The organism is Haloarcula mannanilytica (assembly GCF_005406125.1).
In the GTDB taxonomy this organism is placed as follows: domain Archaea; phylum Halobacteriota; class Halobacteria; order Halobacteriales; family Haloarculaceae; genus Haloarcula; species Haloarcula mannanilytica.
In genome coordinates, this window is the sequence record NZ_BIXZ01000002.1 from 456,188 (window position 1) to 474,813 (window position 18,626).

Below are 18,626 nucleotides of genomic sequence, written 5' to 3' on the forward strand. Positions count from 1 at the left end.
ATGACAGCACACGACGTATCAGCAGACATCGAGGCCGTCGTCGAGGACACTGAACTGCCGCGACGGCTGAAAGACGAAGTGTACAGCACCGTCGAGGAACGGGGCGTCGGCGTCGACGATGCCGACCGCATCGCCAAGGCCGTCGAGTCCCGCTACCTCGATACCCGTGTCGACCCGCTGGACCCGGTCGGGACCGTCTCGGCCCAGTCTATCGGCGAACCGGGAACGCAGATGACGATGAACACGTTCCACTACGCAGGGGTCGCCGAGATCGACGTGACCCAGGGCCTGCCACGGCTCATCGAGCTGGTGGACGCCCGGAAGACGCCGGACACGCCGATGATGACGGTCCACCTCGACGAGGAGTACGCCGAGGACCGCGAGCGCGCACACGAGGTCGTCTGGAAGATCGAGGCGACGCGCATCCTCGCACTCGGTGACATCTCGACGAACGTCGCGGACATGCTCGTCGAGATCGACTTGAACGAGGACACGCTGCTGGAGCGGTGGCCGACGGTCAACGACACGGACGCTATCGCCGAGGAAATCGCCGAGACCATCGAATCGAACCTCGGGGTTTCGGCTCGGCAGGCCGGCACCGTCATCGAGTTCGGGCCGGAGGAACCCAGCTACCGCGACCTGCTACAGCTGGTCGAGGAGCTGCGGGAGATTGTCTTCAAAGGTATCGAAGAGATCACCCGCGTCGTTATCCGCAAGGAAGAGACCGAAAACGGCGAGGAGTTCGTCCTCTACACCGAGGGCTCGGACTTCGGCGAAGTACTCGACATCGAGGGCGTCGACGCCTCCCGGACGACGTGTAACAACATCCACGAGATTTACCGCGAACTCGGAGTCGAAGCCGCCCGCGAGACGCTCATCAACGAGACGATGAACACGCTCGAAGAGCAGGGGCTTGACGACGTGAACGTCCGGCATCTGATGCTCGTGGCCGATATCATGACTAACGAGGGGACCATCGAGTCCATCGGTCGCCACGGCATCTCAGGGTCGAAAGACTCCGTGCTCGCCCGTGCCGCCTTCGAGGTGACGGTCAATCACCTGCTCGACGCCGCCATCCACGGCGAGGTCGACGAACTCGACGGCGTCACGGAGAACGTCATCGTCGGGAAGCCGATCAAGCTCGGCACCGGCGATGTCAACCTCCGGATGGGTACGACCCAGGACTGATGCGGGTCGAACTCTCGGACGAAGCGCGTCGACTGGTCGCCCTCTTCGAGGACGAGGCAGCCGTCACCGTCCGGGATTGCGTCGTCGACGAGGACCACGACCAGGTGGTGTATCTGGTCAAGCGCGGGGAGATGGCCGACGCCATCGGCCCCGGCGGCCAGACGGTCGAACGCGTCGAGGAACGTCTCGGCCGCGAGGTCAAACTGGTCGAGGCCGCCGAGACGGCCGAGGACTTCGTCGCGAACGCGCTCGCGCCGGCCGCGGTGTACAACGTCACTGTCTCGGAGAACGACGACACCGTCGCCTACGTGGAAGTGGCACAGGAAGACCGCGGGGCCGCTATCGGCCGTGAAGGCCGAAACATCGATGCCGCCCGGCAACTGGCGAAGCGACACTTCGAAATCGACGGCATCGAACTGACCTGAGCGGGACGATTCGAGCGGGTCCGCGGACTCGCTCACTCGGACAGTCAATGCGGTGGCTGGCAGAAACTGCTTTTTTCATCGGCTGTGACACTACCGCCATGCCCTCTCTCCGGCGTCCAGACGGCGGCGACCTGCTGGCTCCGCTGACCATAGCAGGCATCTACGTGTATCACGCACACGTTCTGGGAAATCCGCTATCGGTGTTCGAAGGTACGTTCATGCTTGCTCTGTCCGTGTTAGTGTTGGCTGCGATTCTCGTCGAGGGACTGCTCGCATCACCGGCGTACCCGCTCATCGGCGGCGGACTAATCGCGCTCTTCTATCTCGTCCGGTTCAGCCAGCGACAGGATATCGGCTCCGCCCTCGGCGTTTGTGCCGGGGCTGTTTTCGGTAGCTATGGTCTCTACCAATGGATCACGTCGAGTGCCGAACCGAAACTGTAAGTGGCAGGTGAACCAGGAGGCGACACTCATAGTGATTATTGTAGATTATTTCCGGATAGCGCCGCCCCTGGAGTCGGCGCGTACCGGTAAATCGCTCCAATAGTCACTATCAGTCGTCGCCAGTGGCCGGGTCGTCCGCGCCGTGTTCGTACACGTCGGTGTCGCTGTGGATCGTTCCGCTGTCGACATCGAACGTCTGCAGGAGTTCGCTGAGGTCGCCGGCCTGGTCCGAAAGGGATTCGATGCCGCCGGTGACTTCGTTGATCGTTGCGGTCTGTTCCTCCGCGGCCGCCGCGACATCCTCCGCCTGGCTGGCCGATTCCTCGCTGATCGTCCCGACCTCGTCGATCATGGCGACAGTCTCCTCGGTCGAGGCGGCCTGCTCGTCGGTGGCGTCGCTGATGGACTGGATGCCGTCGTTGACCTCTTCGACGCGGTCGACGATCTGTTCGAGGGATTCGATGGCGTCGTCGACAGTGTCGATACCGTCCGTGACGGAGTCGCCCATCTCCCTGATGTCGGTCACCGCGTCACCAGTGGTGTCCTGCACGTCTTCGATAACCGCAGAGACTTCTTCAGTTGCTTCGGTCGTCTCCTGAGCGAGCCCCTTGATCTCGTCGGCGACGACGGCGAACCCTTCGCCGGCTTCACCGGCCCGAGCGGCCTCGATGGAGGCATTGAGCGCGAGCATGTTGGTCTGTTCGGCGATGTCGTCGATGAGGTCGACGATGTCGCCGATCTGTGCCATCTCCTCGTCGAGGGACTCGACGTGGTCGATGGTCTCCTCGGCCCGCGTCTCGATGTCGTTCATCACTTCGACGGCTTCCGTCGCGCGTTCGCTGCCGGTCTCGCCGATCTCGGCGGCCTCGTTCGACGTAGTTGCGACTTCGTCGGCCTGGGCCGCGACTTCTTCGATTGTCGCCGAGAGGCTCGACATTTCGTCGGAAGTCTCTTCGATGTTCTCGTACTGCGTCTCCGCGCCGGTCGCAATCTCCTGGACAGACTCGCTGACTTCCTCGCTTGCGTCGCGGACCTCCGTGGCACTCGCGGTGATTTGGTCGGCGGAGTCGTCGACATCGTCGGCGAACTCGCGGATACGCATGACCGTCTGTCCGAGTTCGGCGAGCATGTCGTTGAAGGCGGCAGCGATGTCGGCCATCGCGTCGTTGTCCGTGTCGGTGTCGAGTCGCTGTGTGAGGTCTCCCTCGGCCGCCGTCCGCATCACGGCCGAGAACTCCTCGGCCTGCTGTTCGAGCGAGTCGGCCAGCGCCTCGGCTTCCGCCTGTGCCGTCTCGGCGTCCCGTTTCGCGGTTTCGATCTCGTCGATGAACTGCTGGAGATCGTCCCGCATCGTGTCGAGTGACGCCCCTAACCGTCCCGGTACGTCTTCCTCGAGTACCGGGTCGTCGAACGCCTGTCTGGAGAGTGCATCCGCCTGTCCGGCCACGGTGCCGAGATAGGACTGGATGTCGGTGAAGGCGTTCTGGACCTGTCCGATCTCGTCGAGTCGGTCCGTCTCCGTCGACTCGCCGTCGAGTTCACCGCGTGCAAGGGCCTCGGCGCGCTGGGCTACCCCCGTGAGCGACGTACGGATGTCACGCCCGACGAAGGCCCCGAACGCCAGGAAGCTGAGCAGTGCCAGCCCGAGGAGCGCGAAGATGTCCTGCTGGACGGTATCCCGGAGTGCGTAGGCGCTTTCCGCCGGTGCGCGCTTGACGACGACCCAGTTCATGTCGCCGACCTTGGCGTATCCCCACACTTCCCCATTGGCCTGGAGGGTGCCGGTCGTCCCGTTGGCCGCAGTCTTTGTCACCTGTTGTTCGGTCGCGCCGTCGTAGCGGTCGAAGATCCGCGACGTGTTGTCGGCGAAGATGACTTCGTTGCCCTCGTTGTCGTACTCGATGATGTGGGTTTCACCGCCGTCGATGGAGTTCTCGAAGCCCTGTGACCGCTCGCTGACGTTGTAGAACAGTACCGTCCGGTAGCTGGTCTGGGGCACGTTGCTGATAAACGCCATGTAGTGTGACCCGTCCCGCTCGAACACGCGTGACTGGGCCACTGCGTCGTTACCGCTCAGGAGGAGGGTTCCGCTGGCGCTTCGCCACTGGATGTTCAGGTCGTCGAGTGTTGTCCCCTCGTACCGGCCAACCGTCGACTGTTCGATGGTATCCGTCGAACTGTCAACGAGCGCGATCCCGTGAATCGAGCCGCCGATCCGTCGCTGTGCGCTCTGGAACGTGGTGTTGGCCTGGGCTCCCGTCGTTCCGCTGATCTGGTTGTGATTCGACAGCAGTCGGGTTGTCCGGCGGGACTGTTCGATCCAGCCGGCCATGGTGTTTGCCTCCTGCTGTGTCGTCGTCTCTAGCTCGTTGTTTCGCTGCTCGGTCAGGTCGGCGGCGATTGCGTCCTGTGCGACCAGCCCCGCGCTGGTCACGACGAGCGCGATGACGACGACAGCGAGGCCGAACTTCCGGAGGTAGCTCTTCCGAATTGCCGCTGGGAGGACTGTATTAAGCTTCATGTGTCGCTTGAAAGGTCTTGCAGACCGCTTTCTTTACCGCTGGTGTAAATCCATCCCCCAAATTATCAAAAGTAATTCTTTACCCACGTTTCGACCGTCTGTGGCACAGAACGCCACACACGCCGACGCTACCGCTTGGATACAAAAGAGGAGTCTTAAGTACCTCCGAAAGGTACCAGTGCCTACTATGGCGAACGGCAAGTACGCCGCGCGCAAGCTCAAGAAGGACCGCCAGAAACACCGGTGGTCCGACACTGACTACGCGCGTCGCGAACGCGGCCTGGGCAAGAAGTCCGACCCGCTCGAGGGTGCGCCCCAGGGACGAGGTATCGTACTGGAGAAAGTCGGAATCGAGGCCAAGCAGCCTAACTCCGCGATCCGGAAATGTGTCCGCGTCCAGCTCATCAAGAACGGCAAGCAGGTCACCGCGTTCTGTCCCGGTGACGGCGCTATCTCTTTCATCGACGAGCACGACGAGGTCACGATTGCGGGTATCGGCGGGGCGAAGGGCCGCGCGATGGGCGACCTCTCCGGTGTCAACTACAAGGTCGAGAAAGTCAACGGCGTCTCTCTCATTGAACTCGTTCGCGGGAACGCGGAGAAACCGGTCCGATAACCATGAGTGCCGAAGATACACCTGACGCTGACGCTGATGCGGCTGAGGAAAGCGAGCCGGAGACGGCCCGCGCGAAGCTGTTCGGCAAGTGGGAGGTCACGGACATCGAGTACACCGACCCCTCGACCGAGCGCTACATCTCCGTTACGCCGATTGCCCACACGATGGGCCGGCACGCGGACAAGCAGTTCAAGAAAAGCGAGATCAGCATCGTCGAGCGGCTCATCAACCGCCTGATGCAGACCGACGAGAACACGGGCAAGAAGCAACTCGCCACCTCCATCGTCACGGAGGCGTTCGACATCGTTCACGAGCGCACCGACGAGAACCCGATTCAGGTGCTTGTCAGCGCTGTCGAGAACAGCGCTCCACGAGAGGAGACCGTCCGCCTGAAATACGGTGGTATCTCGGTCCCGAAAGCCGTCGACGTTGCGCCCCAGCGCCGCGTCGACCAGGCCCTGAAGTTCATCGCAGAGGGTGTCTACGGTGGCTCGTTCAAAACCACCACGAGCGCCGCCGAGGCACTCGCACAGCAGCTCATCGGCGCTGCTAACGACGATGTCCAGGCCTACGCGGTCAACCAGAAAGAAGAGAAAGAACGCGTCGCGGCTGCCGCTCGCTAACCCGGCCGTCTCCGACATCTTTATTCTTCTTTACTCTGCAGTGAAATCTATGCAAAAACCGTGCCGGGACAGCCGGTCCCGCCGCCAGTATCTTGCCGCGCTCGCCGCCGTCGGGGCGACCGGGCTGGCCGGCTGTCGTGGTGAGTCCGAAGACGCTGACGAGTCAACGGACCAGTCGATCACGGAAACGGCAACCGCGACAGCCACGTCGACGGCAGACCCCGCCCGGGTGCTGGAGCGCTACGACGTGTCTCTCAGCCACGAGCGCAGCCAGTCGCCCGACACCGACTGGACGGCCCCGACCACGTCGCCGGCTGCCACGCCGCTGACGACGGAGGCACTCATCGAGGACCTGGAAATCCCGTGGGATCTCTCGTTTGCCGCCGACGGGACGTTGTTTCTCACCGAACGAGTTGGTCGTGTCCTCTCGTTTACGGACGGCACCGTCCGGACGGTCACCGAGCCGGCCGCGGTCATCGACGCGGAATCGAGCGACGACGGCTGGTGGGTGACCGGCGGCGAGGGCGGCACGCTCGGCGTCGCCGCACACCCGACTTACCCCGACCCGCCGGTGGTGTACGTCTACTATACGACGATGACCGACGACGAGCGGTTCAATCGGGTCGTCGCCATGGACGTGTCGGCTGAGGACCCGGCCGCCACGGAGTCCGTCCTCGTCGACGGGATTCCGGGCAGCAAGATACACAACGGCGGCCGGCTCACGTTCGGCCCCGAGAACTACCTCTGGATCACGACCGGCGACGCCGGCAACGGCGAACTGTCAGCCGACACCGACTCGCTTGGCGGAAAGGTCCTTCGCGTGACGCCCGCGGGCGACCCCGCGCCCGACAATCCGGACCTGGGGGGAGACCCGCGGGTGTTCACCTACGGCCACCGGAACCCCCAGGGGCTGGCCTGGCTCCCCGACGGGACCGTCGTCGCGTCCGAACACGGCCCGACTGGCCGGGACGAACTCAACCGCCTCGAAGCCGGGGGCTACTACGGCTGGCCCGACACCCGCAAGCACGGGGAGTACCTCGACGCCGGCCCCGAGGTCCGCCGGCCGCTGGCAAACACGGGCAACACCGGCGGCTGGGCGCCCTCCGGCTCGCTGTTTTACACCGGCGACGCCGTGCCGTCGCTGCGGAACCGGCTGCTCACCGGCGGCCTGAAGGGCCAGAAGCTCCTCGCAACGACGCTGACGCCGGCTGGCGAGGATCTGCCGCCGGGTGACGGGGCCGAGGTGTACGACGCCGACTGGACCGACGACGCCTACACCGCGACGACACATTCCCTGCTGGCTGACGAACTCGGCCGGATTCGCCACGTTGAGCAGGGGCCCGACGGCGGGCTGTATCTCGTCACGTCGAACCGCGATGGGCGCGCCGGCGACGGGTTCCCGCGGGACCGCGACGACGTGCTCGTTCGGGTCACGCCGACTGAGTGAGCATTCTCAGTCGTTGTGAATACGGTTTATTTACTCACTTATATAGCTGAAACACCCGCTCAGTTTGCCTGCGTATTGATCACCAATCAGTCTCCCAGGAGAGTTTGCTGTTCACAAGAACATACAGAACAGTTCGAGAAGCCTACGTTCCAGTTCGGAACCGCACCTCGATCTCGTTGGGGCCTGTGACCGCGATGCCATCCGCCGTCTCAATTACCGGATACTGACTGTCTGTGAGTCGGGCTTGGACTACGTTGAGCGCCTCTGGGTCAGGAAGGAGTACTTCGAACCAGGAGAGACCTCTGCCGCCGACTGGCCCGGACCGCTGATTCCACGTGTTCGCACCGATGTGGTGGTGGTAGCCCCCAGCAGACACGAATACTGCGCCTGGCTCGTCCACCTGTACCTCGAACCCGACGGTGTCCACGTAGAAATCACGGAACGTCTCCAGTGAGGACACCGCAAGGTGAACGTGCCCAATGTCCGTTCCAGCAGGGAGTCCTGAGTCACCAGCGGCAGCACCTTCTACCGCTTCAAGATCGAGGGGATACGTTCCCATACGAATGCTCCCGTCATCGCTGCGAGGCCAGTCCTCACGCGGACGATCCCGGTAGATCTCGATGCCATTGTCCTCCGGGTCAGTCAGGTACAGTGCCTCGCTGACACTGTGGTCGGATGCACCGCTAAGTTCCCAGTGCTCCCGAATGCGAGCTACCGCGTCACCCAGTGACTCACGCGAGGGGACCCGAAACGCATTGTGAAAGAGCCCAGCACCTGACCTGTGTCGTTGGCGTCCATCTTCCACCCTCTCCAAGATGAGGAGAGGGGTGTCCTCGGCACCGAGAACGGAACTTGTGTCGGAGCGATGGAGCACATCGAGCCCAACGACATTCCGGTAGAACCTAGTCATCTCTTCGAGGTCGCCGACGCGGAGTGCGGTCCGTCCGATACGTGTTTGCTGAGGGAGTCTGTCTGTTGTCATTAAAGTCATTATATTGGATATGAGCCCTGTTTATCCGTCTGTGGCCCTCGACTGAGACGAGCCACGGGTCCGGTCTTCTTGGCCTCCCAACGTCTGTTCAATCGAGAGCGCTCCAGGGCCACTCAAGACAACCGCTACTGCGATCAAGGCCAGCACGAGTGTCAATTCGATACCATTACTCGCGGCCGGATACCCGTTCGGAAGGTGGTACAGCACTGTAGCGACGAACATGTCGATGGCGAGTAACGCGCCCGTGAGTCGAACGGCCAAGCCGGCCAGTAGTAAGAGACCACCAACAAGTTCGAGGAGACCGACACCCCATGCCATAATCATCGGAAGCGGAACGCCGAGACTCGCCAAGAAGCCCGCGAAGCCCGAGATTCCCATCGGTTTCGGCCCGATTGCGAAGACTTTGCCGACGCCTGCGATAAGCATCGTAATCCCAAGGGCTAGTCGAATAAAAACCGGACTCCACCGCGCAGCCGTCTCGGATGGACGTTCCATCGAGTGTAGCAGTTCCATTACAGAATGTGGTTGGGAGTCAAACCGTTTAATAACTCAGGCAACAAGAACGTGACCAAGTAATGGTGGCCCAACCACCCGACGCTGATACAGAGGAAAAGACCGACGCTGAACAGCAAAACTCAGACCTCTGCAACGTCGTTGGAGCAGTCGAAGAGATAGGAACGGAGTGGAAACTCATCACCCTCCATAATTTACGAGACGGAGAACAGCGGTTCAACGAACTCAAACGAGCAACAGGGGCGAGTTCCTACACACTGTCTCGTGTCCTCGAGGACTTGGAAGAGAAGGGATTCATCGAGAACCGCAAGGAGTTGGAGTCGCCAGTCGCCAGTTACTATACGCTGACCGAGAAGGGAGCCGACCTCTGTCCCGTGTTCGAAGCATTAGATGACTGGGGAGCTGAATGGCTTGAATAGACCGACTGTCTAAGCCCCGAGTTGCTAACTGTTTACTCTGTACTGACCAGCTGTCCGCTCCAATCTCATGACTAGCAGTACCGTATTCACAATGACTGTTATAGGCAACACGTGGAACCCTCTTCTGTGAACCCCTGGCTATATTTCGGTTGACGAGAGAGGGTGATCCATGGCAACAGAGCAATCCGTCGACCTTGTGGACGACGAGACCGTCGGCTGGTTCACTAAGGCGGTACTGATCGCGGCGCTGACAGCGGCGCTCGCACAGATTTCTATCCCGCTCCCCGGGCCGCTTCCGCCGTTCTCGTTGCAGCCCTTCGGGATGTTCTTCGCCGGCCTGGTGCTGGGGCCGCTGTGGGGCGGCGTCGCCCTGCTGTTGTACCTGCTGGTCGGCATCGCCGGCGTTCCGGTGTTCTCGAACGGCAGCGCCGGCTTGGGCTATGTCATCGCCGGCGAAGGGACCGGTGGCTTCCTCATCGGCTTCCTCGTCGGCGCGGTCGTCGCGGGCGCGATCGCACACCGAAGCACGACACCACGACCGGTCGCTGATCTCTCTGTGCCGGTCCAGGTCGCCGCGCTCGTCGCGTCGGTTGCCGTCGTCTACGCTATCGGCGTCCCGTGGCTGTCGATGGTGACCGGGCTGTCGCTCGTCCGCGCCGCGACCGTGAATGCCCCCTTCGTGCCGCTTGACCTCGTGAAGCTCGGGATCGCCATCGCCATCGTCGAGGGTGGCTACCTCTCCGGGCGATGATCGAGATCCGAGACCTGGTGTACCGGTACGGCGACGCCGCCGCTCTCGACGGGCTCTCGCTGTCGATACCCGACGGTCAGTACTGTCTACTCGTCGGGCCGAACGGGAGCGGGAAGACGACACTCGTTCGCCATTTCAACGCGCTTCTGACGCCGGATTCCGGCACCGTCACCGTCGACGAGACCGACGTGACGGACGACCCCGTCGTCGCCCGGACGCAAATCGGGATGGTGTTCCAGCACCCCCGCGACCAGTTCGTGGCCGCGACCGTCGGCGCTGACGTGGCGTTCGGTCCGGAGAACCTCGGCCTCGACAGGAGCGAAATCGACCACCGGGTCGCGGCGGCGCTGGATGCCGTCGACCTCGACGGGGCCAGAGAGCGGCGCATCGACGCGCTCTCCGGCGGCGAGCAGGCCCGCGTCGCCATCGCCGGGGCGCTCGCCATGGAGCCGAGCTACCTCGTGCTCGACGAACCGCTCGTGGGCCTCGACTGGCCGGCCCGGGAGTCGGTGCTCGACCACCTCGACGCGCTGGCCGCCGACGGGACGGGCGTCATCGTCGTCACCCACGACCTCCGGGACCTCCACGAGCGGGCCGACCGCCTCGTCGCGCTGCACGAGGGCCAGGTCGTCCTCGACGAATCGCCGTCGGACGCGCTCGGTGCCCTGCCGGACCTCGGCGTCCGAGACCCGCGATGCTGAGCTACCGGCCCGGGTCGACGTTTGCCCACCGGCTGGACCCGCGGTCGAAGCTGCTGGTCCAGTTCGGGCTCGCCATCGCCGCAGTCGCCCACCCCACGCCGCTGTGGCTCGTCGGCACGACTGCGTTCGCGCTGGGCACGCTCGCGGCGGCCCGGCTCTCGCCGCTGGCGGTCCTTCGCTCCTATCGGGTCGTCCTCGCGGTGCTGGCGCTGGCCCCGCTGATTGCTGGCATCGCGCTCGGCCCGCCGTGGTTTCGGGTCGAACCGGCGCTTCGTTCGGCGCTGTACGTCGGGCGCATCCTCCCGGTGTTGTTCGTCAGCGCCGCCTACCTCACGTCGACTCCGGTCCGGGACACGCGGGCGGCAGTTCAGCGCTTGATTCCTGGCAAGCCCGGCCAGATTCTCGGTGTCGGGATGGCGCTGGTCGTTCGGCTGTTCCCGCTGGTGCTCGCAGACGTTCGGGAGGTACGCGACGCGATTCACGCTCGCGGGGGCGAGACCCGCCCGCTGTGGGAGCGGGCGAGACTGCTCGCCGTCCGGTCGCTGGAGCGCACACTCGACCGCTCGGACCGACTCTCGGTGGCCCTGCGAGCCCGCTGTTTCGCATGGAACCCGACGCTCCCGCCGCTTTCCTTCGAACGTCGTGACTATCCGGTGCTCGCTGTCGGCGTCGCACTGGCGCTGTCACCGCTCATCCCGGTCTAATCGGCTCGTTCGGCGTTTGTTTAGGTCTCCTTGTGTTCCTGTTGGAGTGCCGTCTCCACCCACTCCGGACGCGTGACGGGGTCCGGGTCGGTGTCGAAACGAATAGTGCTTCCGGCGACGGCCGGCGTACCGTCTCGCGTCCCGGTGTAGCGAATCGACGCCCGCCTGAGCAGTCCGCGTCCGGTGACGACGGCCCGGATGCTACTCGTTTCGACCCGGTCCAGATTCGGATTCGTCGATAGGCTATCGCTCAGATTTCGGGCCAGGAGCGTGTACGTCGGCGGGTCGGCGTCGGTGTCGCTGGCGACCACGGCGGCGTCTTCGCTCGATAGCATCTCCCCAACGGAGTGTGCGGTCCGCCGGTAGGGATACCGCTGAGGAGACGCTGTGACCACGTACCGCGTGGACTCGTTCGCATACTGGAATCGCATGACGCGGACAGACTCGTTGGACCATGCACGCCGGCTGACGACGGTTCCACCGCCGGCCCGACTGTGTGCTGTTTCGGTCCGCCACGAGAGAATGACGCCGCCGTCCCCAACCGTCCGACCGCGTTCCAGTCGCCGCACCGTTGTCCCGTTGTCGAACCGGACAGTACGGACGACAGTGACGGCGTAGCTCTCGTTCGTGAGGCGCTGCTCGTGGGCGATGCCGAGCCGTTCGGGGTCCCTGACGCCGTCGGCGGTGACGCCCGGCGGGGGGCTTGGCTCCGCTGTGGGGACCGGCGCGGGTGTCACGGTTCCCTCGCCGGCGCTCGGCCCGGCCGTGCCAAAGGCACTACAGCCCGCAAAGCCGACGAGCGCCACCAGGGCGATTGCGACGCCGAGTGAGCGGGGCTGCACGAGCGGGCCTTCGAACTCCTTGTTCAATTTGGCTTCGAAGGAAGACCGCGGGCGGGATCACACGGATCGACGTATCAGTCCACGATATCGACGCCGGTAATCTCGAACCGCGCGCCGCCGTCGCTGCCCTCGCCAACGGTCACCGTCCAGTCGTGGGAGTTGGCGATCTCCGAGACGATCCAGAGCCCGAACCCGGTCCCGTCGTCCGAGGTAGAGTAGCCGGTCTCGAACACCTGCGACTGGTCGCCCTCGGGGATGCCGTCACCGTCGTCTTCGACGTAGAACCCGTTGTCCAGTTCGCCCACCGTGACCGTCACGTCGTCGCCGCCGTGTTCCACGGCGTTACTGAACAGGTTCTCAAGCAACTGTTCTAACCGGCTCTCGTCGGCCCGAACGACGGCGTCTGCCTCGGCACTGAGCGTCGCGTCACGGGTCTCGACGTTGTGCCAGCACTGTTCGACCACGTCCGGGAGCGCCACCACGTCGGTGTCGATCTCCGAGCCCCCGCGTGCGGCCGCGAGGAGGTCGTCAATGAGCGTCCGCATCCGCGCGAGCGCATCGCTGGCGCTGTCGAGGTGCTCGCTGTTTCGCTCCTGTTGGGCCAGCTCGATACGACCCTCGACGACGGAGAGCGGGTTCCTGAGGTCGTGGCTGACGATGCTGGTGAACTCTTCGAGGCGCTCGTTCGTATCCTGGAGTTCTTGCTCGCGATGCTTGCGTTCGGTGATATCGCGGTCGATGCCGATTGCCCGAACCGGCGTCCCGTCGTCGTCGGATTCGACGCGGCCTTTCGCTTCCATCCAGCGGACCTCGCCGTCGCGGATGATCCGGAACTCGGCATCGTACGTCCCGGTTTCGACCGCCGATTCGATCCGCGCTTCAACCGCTGACCGGTCTTCGGGATGAATGAGCGCCAAAAACCCATCCAGCGTCTCGATGCCAGTGCCATACAGCGTCTCGGCAGAGGGATAGTACGACAGCGTGCCGGACTCGAACTCGCGGTCCCAGACGAGCGTGTCGGTGGTCTCCAGGGCGATTTCCATCCGCTCGCGGGTCGCCTCTAGCTCGCGCTCGCGGAGCTTTCGCTCGGTGATGTCCTGGACGGAGCCCCGGAGTTTGACGACATCGCCGTTCTCAGTGACCGGTTCACATAGCGCACGTACCCAACGGCACTGGTCGTCGTCGCCGATGCGTACCTCCATGTCGTACCCGTCGGCCGTCGCTATCGCTCGCTGGAACTCCGTCCGGACGGTCTCCCTGTCATCGGGGTGGTACAGGTCGATGACGGATTCGACGTTCAGTTCGGCGTCCGCCCCCAGCCCGTGTAGCTGGTAGAACTCGCTTGTCACCGTCATCTCCGGCGGATCGGTCGTCACGTCTACCTCCCAGCCGCCGACGCTCGCGATCCGCTGGGCCTGGTCGAGGAGCTCCTTCGTTCGTGTCAGCTCCTGCTCGCGGCGCTTGCGCTCGGTTATGTCCCGACCGATGCCGGCCAGCATCGGGTTCCCGTCGGGGTCCTCGACGCGGGTCGCCGTGAACTCGTGTGGGATCTGCTCTTCCTCTTTCGTGATAAACGGCACTTCCACACGGGTGATGCCGTCCTCGAACACCGATTCGATAGCGGCAGTGACGAGGTCCCGATGTTCCTCGGGGAAGAACTCGGTCCCGTGGGCCCCGGCCACCTCGGCGGCCGAGTAGCCGGTCACGTCGAGCAGGCTCTGGTTCCAGCGCCGGAACCGGCCGTCGCTGTCGAGGACGTAGAACACGTCGTCGATGGCGTCGAGCATGTCGTCGGTGTACTCCTTGTACCGTTCGAGGCGCTGCTCGCGTTGCTGGCGTTCGAGTTCGTAGCTCACCCACTGTGCGGCGAGATGGACGAACGTCTTCTCGTCCTCGGTGAAGGGGGTCTCACGGCCCGACCGGTCGACGAAACAGAGCGTCCCCGAATGCGCGTCACAGACACGGACCTCGCCGCTGATGTACGTCTCGTACCCCCACCGTTCGTACGCCGGGTCCGACGCCCACCCCTCTTCGGACGCTTCCGCGATTGCCGTGACGCCCTTGGAATCAATTATTTTCCGGCAGTACGACTCCGACAGCGGTGCGACAGTTCCCGGTGCGAGCCGCTCGTCGTCCCCGCTCGAATAGAGGATCGAGAACTCGTCGGTGTCGGTGTTGTTCGAGGACAGGAACGCGTCGGAAGTCCCCAGTCGCTCCCGCCCCAGATCCAGTACGGCCTGGATCTTCCCCTCTAGGGAGGCGTCGGGATCGGCGCTGATCTCGTAGAGCTCCCGGAGCGTCTGGTTGTGCTCCGCGAGCTGGTTCTTGGTGGCTTCGAGTTCTCGCTCCCGGTTCCGCCGCTCGGTGATGTCGCGGGCGAACCCGGCCACGCGAACCGTCTCCCCGTCGCCGTTGGTGATCGGCTCCCCCTGTATCCAGACCCAGCGCCGATACCCCTCCTCGGCGTTGACGCGGCACTCGACATCGGCTGACTCGCCGCTCATGAGACACTGCATCGCGTCTTTCATCGTGTCGCGGTCCTCGGGATGGATGCCGTTCAGGAAGTCATGCGGGTTCTCCTGGAGGTCGGCAACTGAGCGCCCCCAGATATCCTCGTAGGCGGAGTTGATGACGAGCACCTCGCTCAGGTCGGCCGTGAACTCCCAGAGGATGTCGTTGGTCGCCTCGGTGAGCTCGCGGACGCGGCGCTCGGACTCGGCGGCCTGTCGCTTCGCGCGGTACTCGGAGACCGCGTTCTCGATGCGGTTGGCCAGCAGTTCGTACACCTCGACCCCGAAGGATTTCTGCAGGTAGTCAGTCACGCCCATCGAGATGGCCTCGCTGGCGACTTCCTCGCTGCCTTTGCCGGTGAACAGAATAAACGGCAGGTCCGGGTTCGTCTCCCGAATCGCATCGAGCAGTTCGATACCGTTCATCTCCGGCATGTCGTAGTCGGAGACGACGGCGTCGAACCCGTCTTCGGCGAGCCGGTCGAGCCCACTTCGTGCGCTGGTCGCGGTTTCGACGGAGATACGGTCATCCGCGGCCTCCAGGGAATCCGCTGCGACAGCTACGAAGTCCGGGTCGTCGTCGACGTGTAATACACGAATCTGTTCGCCGACGACATCTGTCTCGCCGTTGTGATGGCGGCCACGAAGCGCCTCACTCATAGTCAACGAGTTCACAAGTCCGCGTCAAAACAGTTCTGTTATATAGGTGACATCTATCGGACTTCGGGAACCGACTCAGTCCGCGGCACGACCGCTTTCGCTGATAGCGTACGCCCGCGTGATGTCGACGAGTGCCTTGCGGAACTCCGATTCGTCGGGGTCGGGTGACAGCGACGCGAAATGCTGTTTGAACTCCCGGAGGCTCACGTCCGGGGCATCCTGTGCTGCCGCGTGTGCGAGGTCGTACAGCCTGTCGCCGTCGTCGACGAGATCGTGGCGTTCACACAGAGCCAGCGCAAAGGCCGCGTTGACGGCCGTGATGTCGGGGTCCGCGGCGGGCGTCAACCGCGCGGCCGGTTCCCCGGGGCGGCGCGTCCGAGTCGGCGTTCCCGCCTGCTGGAGGGATGGCGGGTCGCCTGGTCGGTCCGCGACGGCAGCCGCGAGGCTGGCCTCCAGAAACGGCACCAGCTTGTCGCCGGGCACGACCGGCATCCAGATGTCGTCGGCGTAGACATCTTTCATGTGGTTGGCGATCTGGTAGCAGTGGGTGAGCTTCCGCTGCTCGACCGACTGACCCGCCAGTGCGAGATAGATCGCTTCTTTTGTCGACTGCGTGTGTGAGGGATGGTCCTGCTCGTGATGGTGCATATGCGCGTACTCGTGTAACGCTAGCTCGCGGGCCATCGCGCTCGTGGCGGCCTGGCGGGAGATCGTCAGCCGGTGGGCGTCGTCGCTGTGACTGACACGCGTCCGCTCGTCCGGATCCTGGCGGATACGGACGGTGACCGGGCGGTTCAGGTCGTGTTCCGTCGAGAAGAGGTCCCGTGCCCCCAGGAACGGTTCGGCAGGCCCACCCTGAACGTGCACATCCATGTGTAACCTTCTCATGGGCTACACAGCTATTAATCCACTGTTCGTGACAGTGTTCGCTCTGACAGCGAGCTATCGGCGCTTGTCTCTGCCTGACTGCGGATTGCGAGACTATCCCACGCGAACCGGCGGATTTCAGGCGGTCGCGGCCGTAGTGAAACACTATCCTTTTGACCCTGCTGTTGATAGAAGGCTGTATAATGGGCCGACGTAAGAAAATCGTCCAAGAATGTGAGACACTGATGGACGATCCGGAGCACATCCGGAATATCGCCATCGCTGCTCACGTCGATCACGGAAAGACGACACTGACGGACAATCTGCTGGCCGGTGCCGGCATGATTTCCGACGACACCGCCGGCGAACAGCTGGCGATGGACACGGAAGAAGACGAACAGGAACGTGGGATCACCATCGACGCGGCCAACGTTTCGATGACCCACGAGTACGAGGACCAGAACCACCTCATCAACCTCATCGACACGCCCGGCCACGTCGACTTCGGCGGCGACGTGACCCGTGCGATGCGTGCCGTCGACGGCGCGCTCGTCGTGGTTGACGCCGTCGAGGGCGCGATGCCCCAGACCGAGACAGTGCTCCGGCAGGCCCTGCGCGAGGGTGTCAAGCCGACGCTGTTCATCAACAAGGTCGACCGCCTCATCTCCGAGCTTCAGGAAGGCCCCGAAGAGATGCAGGAGCGCCTGCTCGCGGTCATCCAGGATGTCAACGAGCTCATCCGCGGCATGACCGAGGAGATGGACGACATCGAGGACTGGACGGTCTCCGTCGAGGAAGGGACCGTCGGCTTCGGCTCCGCGCTGTACAAGTGGGGCGTCTCGATGCCGTCGATGCAGCGCACCGGCATGGACTTCGGCGAAATCATGGAGCTTGAGCGCAACGACAAGCGCCAGGAACTCCACGAGCGCACGCCGCTGTCCGACGTGGTGCTGGACATGGTGTGTGAGCACTTCCCGAACCCGGTCGACGCCCAGCCGATGCGCGTCCCGCGTATCTGGCGTGGCGACGCCGAATCCGAACTCGCGGAGGACATGCGACTGGTCAACGAGGACGGCGAAGTCGTCCTGATGGTCACCGACATCGGTGTCGACCCCCACGCCGGCGAAATCGCCGCCGGCCGTGTCTTCTCCGGCACGCTGGAGAAGGGTCAGGAGCTGTACGTCTCCGGGACCGCGGGCAAGAACCGCATCCAGAGCGTCGGCATCTACATGGGTGGCGAACGCGAGGAAGTCGACCGCGTCCCCGCCGGCAACATCGCCGCCGTCACGGGCCTCAAGGATGCCATCGCCGGCTCCACCGTCTCCAGCGCCGAGATGACACCGTTCGAGTCCATCGAGCACATCTCGGAGCCGGTCATCACGAAGTCCGTCGAGGCACAGAACATGGACGACCTGCCGAAGCTCATCGAGACGCTCCAGCAGGTCGCCAAGGAAGACCCGACCATCCAGGTCGAAATTAACGAGGACACCGGCGAGCACCTCATCTCCGGTCAGGGTGAGCTGCACCTGGAAGTCATCGGCCAGCGTATCGAGCGCAACCAGGGCATTCCGATCAACACCGGTGAGCCGATTGTCGTCTACCGCGAGGCCCCACAGCAGGAGTCCCGCGAAGTCGAAGGCATCTCGCCGAATCGCCACAACCGCTTCTACATCTCCGTCCACCCGCTCGACGACGACATCGTCGAGACCATCAAGATGGGCGAGGCATCCATGGACATGCCCGAACTGGAGCGCCGTGAAGCGCTGCAGGAGGCCGGCATGGACAAGGAGGACTCCCAGAACATTGAGCACATCCACGGGACCAACATCCTGCTCGACGAGACGAAGGGGATTCAGCACCTCAACGAGACGATGGAGCTCGTCATCGAGGGCCTCGAAGAAGCCCTCGACGACGGTCCGCTCGCGTCCGAACCGGTTCAGGGCTCCCTGCTCCGTCTCCACGACGCTCGCCTCCACGAGGACGCCATCCACCGCGGTCCGGCCCAGGTCATCCCTGCGGTGCGTGAGGCCGTCCACAACGCCCTCCTCGACGCCCAGATCAAGCTCCTGGAGCCGATCCAGGAAGTCCGCATCGACGTGCCCAACGACCACATGGGCGCTGCGAGCGGCGAGATCCAGGGCCGCCGTGGCCGCGTCGACGACATGTACCAGGAAGGCGACCTGATGGTCGTCGAAGGCGTCGCGCCCGTCGACGAGATGATCGGCTTCTCCTCGGACATCCGCTCGGCCACCGAGGGCCGTGCCTCCTGGAACACCGAGAACGCCGGCTTCCAGGTCCTTGCCGACAACCTCCAGCCGGACAAGATCAGCGAGATCCGCGAGCGCAAGGGCATGAAGCAGGAACTCAACCCGGCTATCGACTACTTCTAGACCACCTTTTTCCAC

The 18,626-nt window shown here is 63.8% G+C and carries 17 protein-coding genes; 11 read left to right on the forward strand and 6 right to left on the reverse strand.

Going from position 1 to position 18,626, the window contains the following annotated elements:
* The 3 genes from rpoA2 to Harman_RS09495 all read left to right on the forward strand — a co-directional run bounded on the left by rpoA2 (position 1) and on the right by Harman_RS09495 (position 2,056).
* A complete protein-coding gene (gene rpoA2 / locus Harman_RS09485) occupies positions 1–1,188 on the forward strand; it encodes a DNA-directed RNA polymerase subunit A'' (RefSeq protein ID WP_137683548.1) in 1,188 nt (395 codons plus the stop codon).
* On the forward strand, positions 1,188–1,613 hold the full coding sequence (locus Harman_RS09490; protein WP_004515442.1) for a NusA-like transcription termination signal-binding factor: 426 nt from the start codon (positions 1,188–1,190) through the stop codon (positions 1,611–1,613). Before rpoA2 ends, Harman_RS09490 begins: the two co-directional genes overlap by 1 nt.
* A 98-nt stretch (positions 1,614–1,711) precedes the next feature.
* Positions 1,712–2,056: a hypothetical protein gene (locus Harman_RS09495; protein WP_137683549.1), complete on the forward strand. Its 345-nt coding sequence runs from the start codon at positions 1,712–1,714 to the stop codon at positions 2,054–2,056.
* Positions 2,057–2,165: 109 nt separating this feature from the next.
* Here Harman_RS09495 and Harman_RS09500 read toward each other — a convergent pair whose 3' ends face one another.
* Positions 2,166–4,577 carry a methyl-accepting chemotaxis protein gene (locus Harman_RS09500; protein ID WP_137683550.1) on the reverse strand — a complete coding sequence of 804 codons (2,412 nt, stop codon included), beginning with the start codon at positions 4,575–4,577 and terminating at the stop codon, positions 2,166–2,168.
* Between the two features lie 187 nt (positions 4,578–4,764).
* Between Harman_RS09500 and Harman_RS09505 the strand changes: the two genes are divergently transcribed.
* The 3 genes from Harman_RS09505 to Harman_RS09515 are packed head-to-tail and all read left to right on the forward strand — an operon-like array spanning position 4,765 to position 7,263.
* Entirely contained in the window at positions 4,765–5,193 is a 429-nt protein-coding gene (locus tag Harman_RS09505) for a 30S ribosomal protein S12 (protein WP_004515440.1), read from the forward strand.
* A gap of 2 nt (positions 5,194–5,195) precedes the next feature.
* A complete protein-coding gene (locus Harman_RS09510) occupies positions 5,196–5,816 on the forward strand; it encodes a 30S ribosomal protein S7 (RefSeq protein ID WP_137683551.1) in 621 nt (206 codons plus the stop codon).
* A gap of 49 nt (positions 5,817–5,865) precedes the next feature.
* Positions 5,866–7,263 carry a PQQ-dependent sugar dehydrogenase gene (locus Harman_RS09515; protein ID WP_137683552.1) on the forward strand — a complete coding sequence of 466 codons (1,398 nt, stop codon included), beginning with the start codon at positions 5,866–5,868 and terminating at the stop codon, positions 7,261–7,263.
* Between the two features lie 142 nt (positions 7,264–7,405).
* Here the strand turns inward: Harman_RS09515 and Harman_RS09520 are convergent, their stop codons facing one another.
* Positions 7,406–8,245: a VOC family protein gene (locus Harman_RS09520; RefSeq protein WP_200830869.1), complete on the reverse strand. Its 840-nt coding sequence runs from the start codon at positions 8,243–8,245 to the stop codon at positions 7,406–7,408.
* 30 nt (positions 8,246–8,275) lie between these two features.
* Positions 8,276–8,767, reverse strand: coding sequence for a DoxX family protein (locus tag Harman_RS09525; protein ID WP_235007183.1), 492 nt, complete (start codon positions 8,765–8,767; stop codon positions 8,276–8,278).
* A gap of 62 nt (positions 8,768–8,829) precedes the next feature.
* On the opposite strand from Harman_RS09525, the gene Harman_RS09530 reads away from it, so the two are divergent.
* From Harman_RS09530 to Harman_RS09545, 4 genes are all read left to right on the forward strand, one after another.
* The gene (locus Harman_RS09530; protein WP_137683554.1) at positions 8,830–9,186 is read left to right on the forward strand and encodes a winged helix-turn-helix transcriptional regulator; all 357 of its coding nucleotides are present in this window, start codon (positions 8,830–8,832) and stop codon (positions 9,184–9,186) included.
* A gap of 169 nt (positions 9,187–9,355) precedes the next feature.
* Positions 9,356–9,937 carry a biotin transporter BioY gene (locus Harman_RS09535; protein ID WP_137683555.1) on the forward strand — a complete coding sequence of 194 codons (582 nt, stop codon included), beginning with the start codon at positions 9,356–9,358 and terminating at the stop codon, positions 9,935–9,937.
* Positions 9,934–10,638: an energy-coupling factor ABC transporter ATP-binding protein gene (locus Harman_RS09540; RefSeq protein WP_137683556.1), complete on the forward strand. Its 705-nt coding sequence runs from the start codon at positions 9,934–9,936 to the stop codon at positions 10,636–10,638. The genes Harman_RS09535 and Harman_RS09540 overlap by 4 nt, the downstream gene beginning before the upstream one ends.
* A complete protein-coding gene (locus Harman_RS09545) occupies positions 10,632–11,342 on the forward strand; it encodes an energy-coupling factor transporter transmembrane component T family protein (protein WP_137683557.1) in 711 nt (236 codons plus the stop codon). The genes Harman_RS09540 and Harman_RS09545 overlap by 7 nt, the downstream gene beginning before the upstream one ends.
* 20 nt (positions 11,343–11,362) lie before the next feature.
* Here the strand turns inward: Harman_RS09545 and Harman_RS09550 are convergent, their stop codons facing one another.
* The 3 genes from Harman_RS09550 to Harman_RS09560 form a co-directional block, all read right to left on the reverse strand.
* Positions 11,363–12,184: a hypothetical protein gene (locus Harman_RS09550; protein ID WP_137683558.1), complete on the reverse strand. Its 822-nt coding sequence runs from the start codon at positions 12,182–12,184 to the stop codon at positions 11,363–11,365.
* Positions 12,185–12,258: 74 nt separating this feature from the next.
* On the reverse strand, positions 12,259–15,354 hold the full coding sequence (locus Harman_RS09555) for a hybrid sensor histidine kinase/response regulator (RefSeq protein ID WP_137683559.1): 3,096 nt from the start codon (positions 15,352–15,354) through the stop codon (positions 12,259–12,261).
* 75 nt (positions 15,355–15,429) lie between these two features.
* Complete coding sequence (locus Harman_RS09560; protein WP_137683560.1) at positions 15,430–16,227, reverse strand: DUF5781 family protein; 798 nt, start codon at positions 16,225–16,227, stop codon at positions 15,430–15,432.
* Positions 16,228–16,424: 197 nt separating this feature from the next.
* On the opposite strand from Harman_RS09560, the gene Harman_RS09565 reads away from it, so the two are divergent.
* Positions 16,425–18,611, forward strand: a complete 2,187-nt coding sequence (locus Harman_RS09565) for an elongation factor EF-2 (protein WP_137683561.1) — start codon at positions 16,425–16,427, stop codon at positions 18,609–18,611.
* The last annotated feature ends 15 nt before the right edge of the window (positions 18,612–18,626 follow it).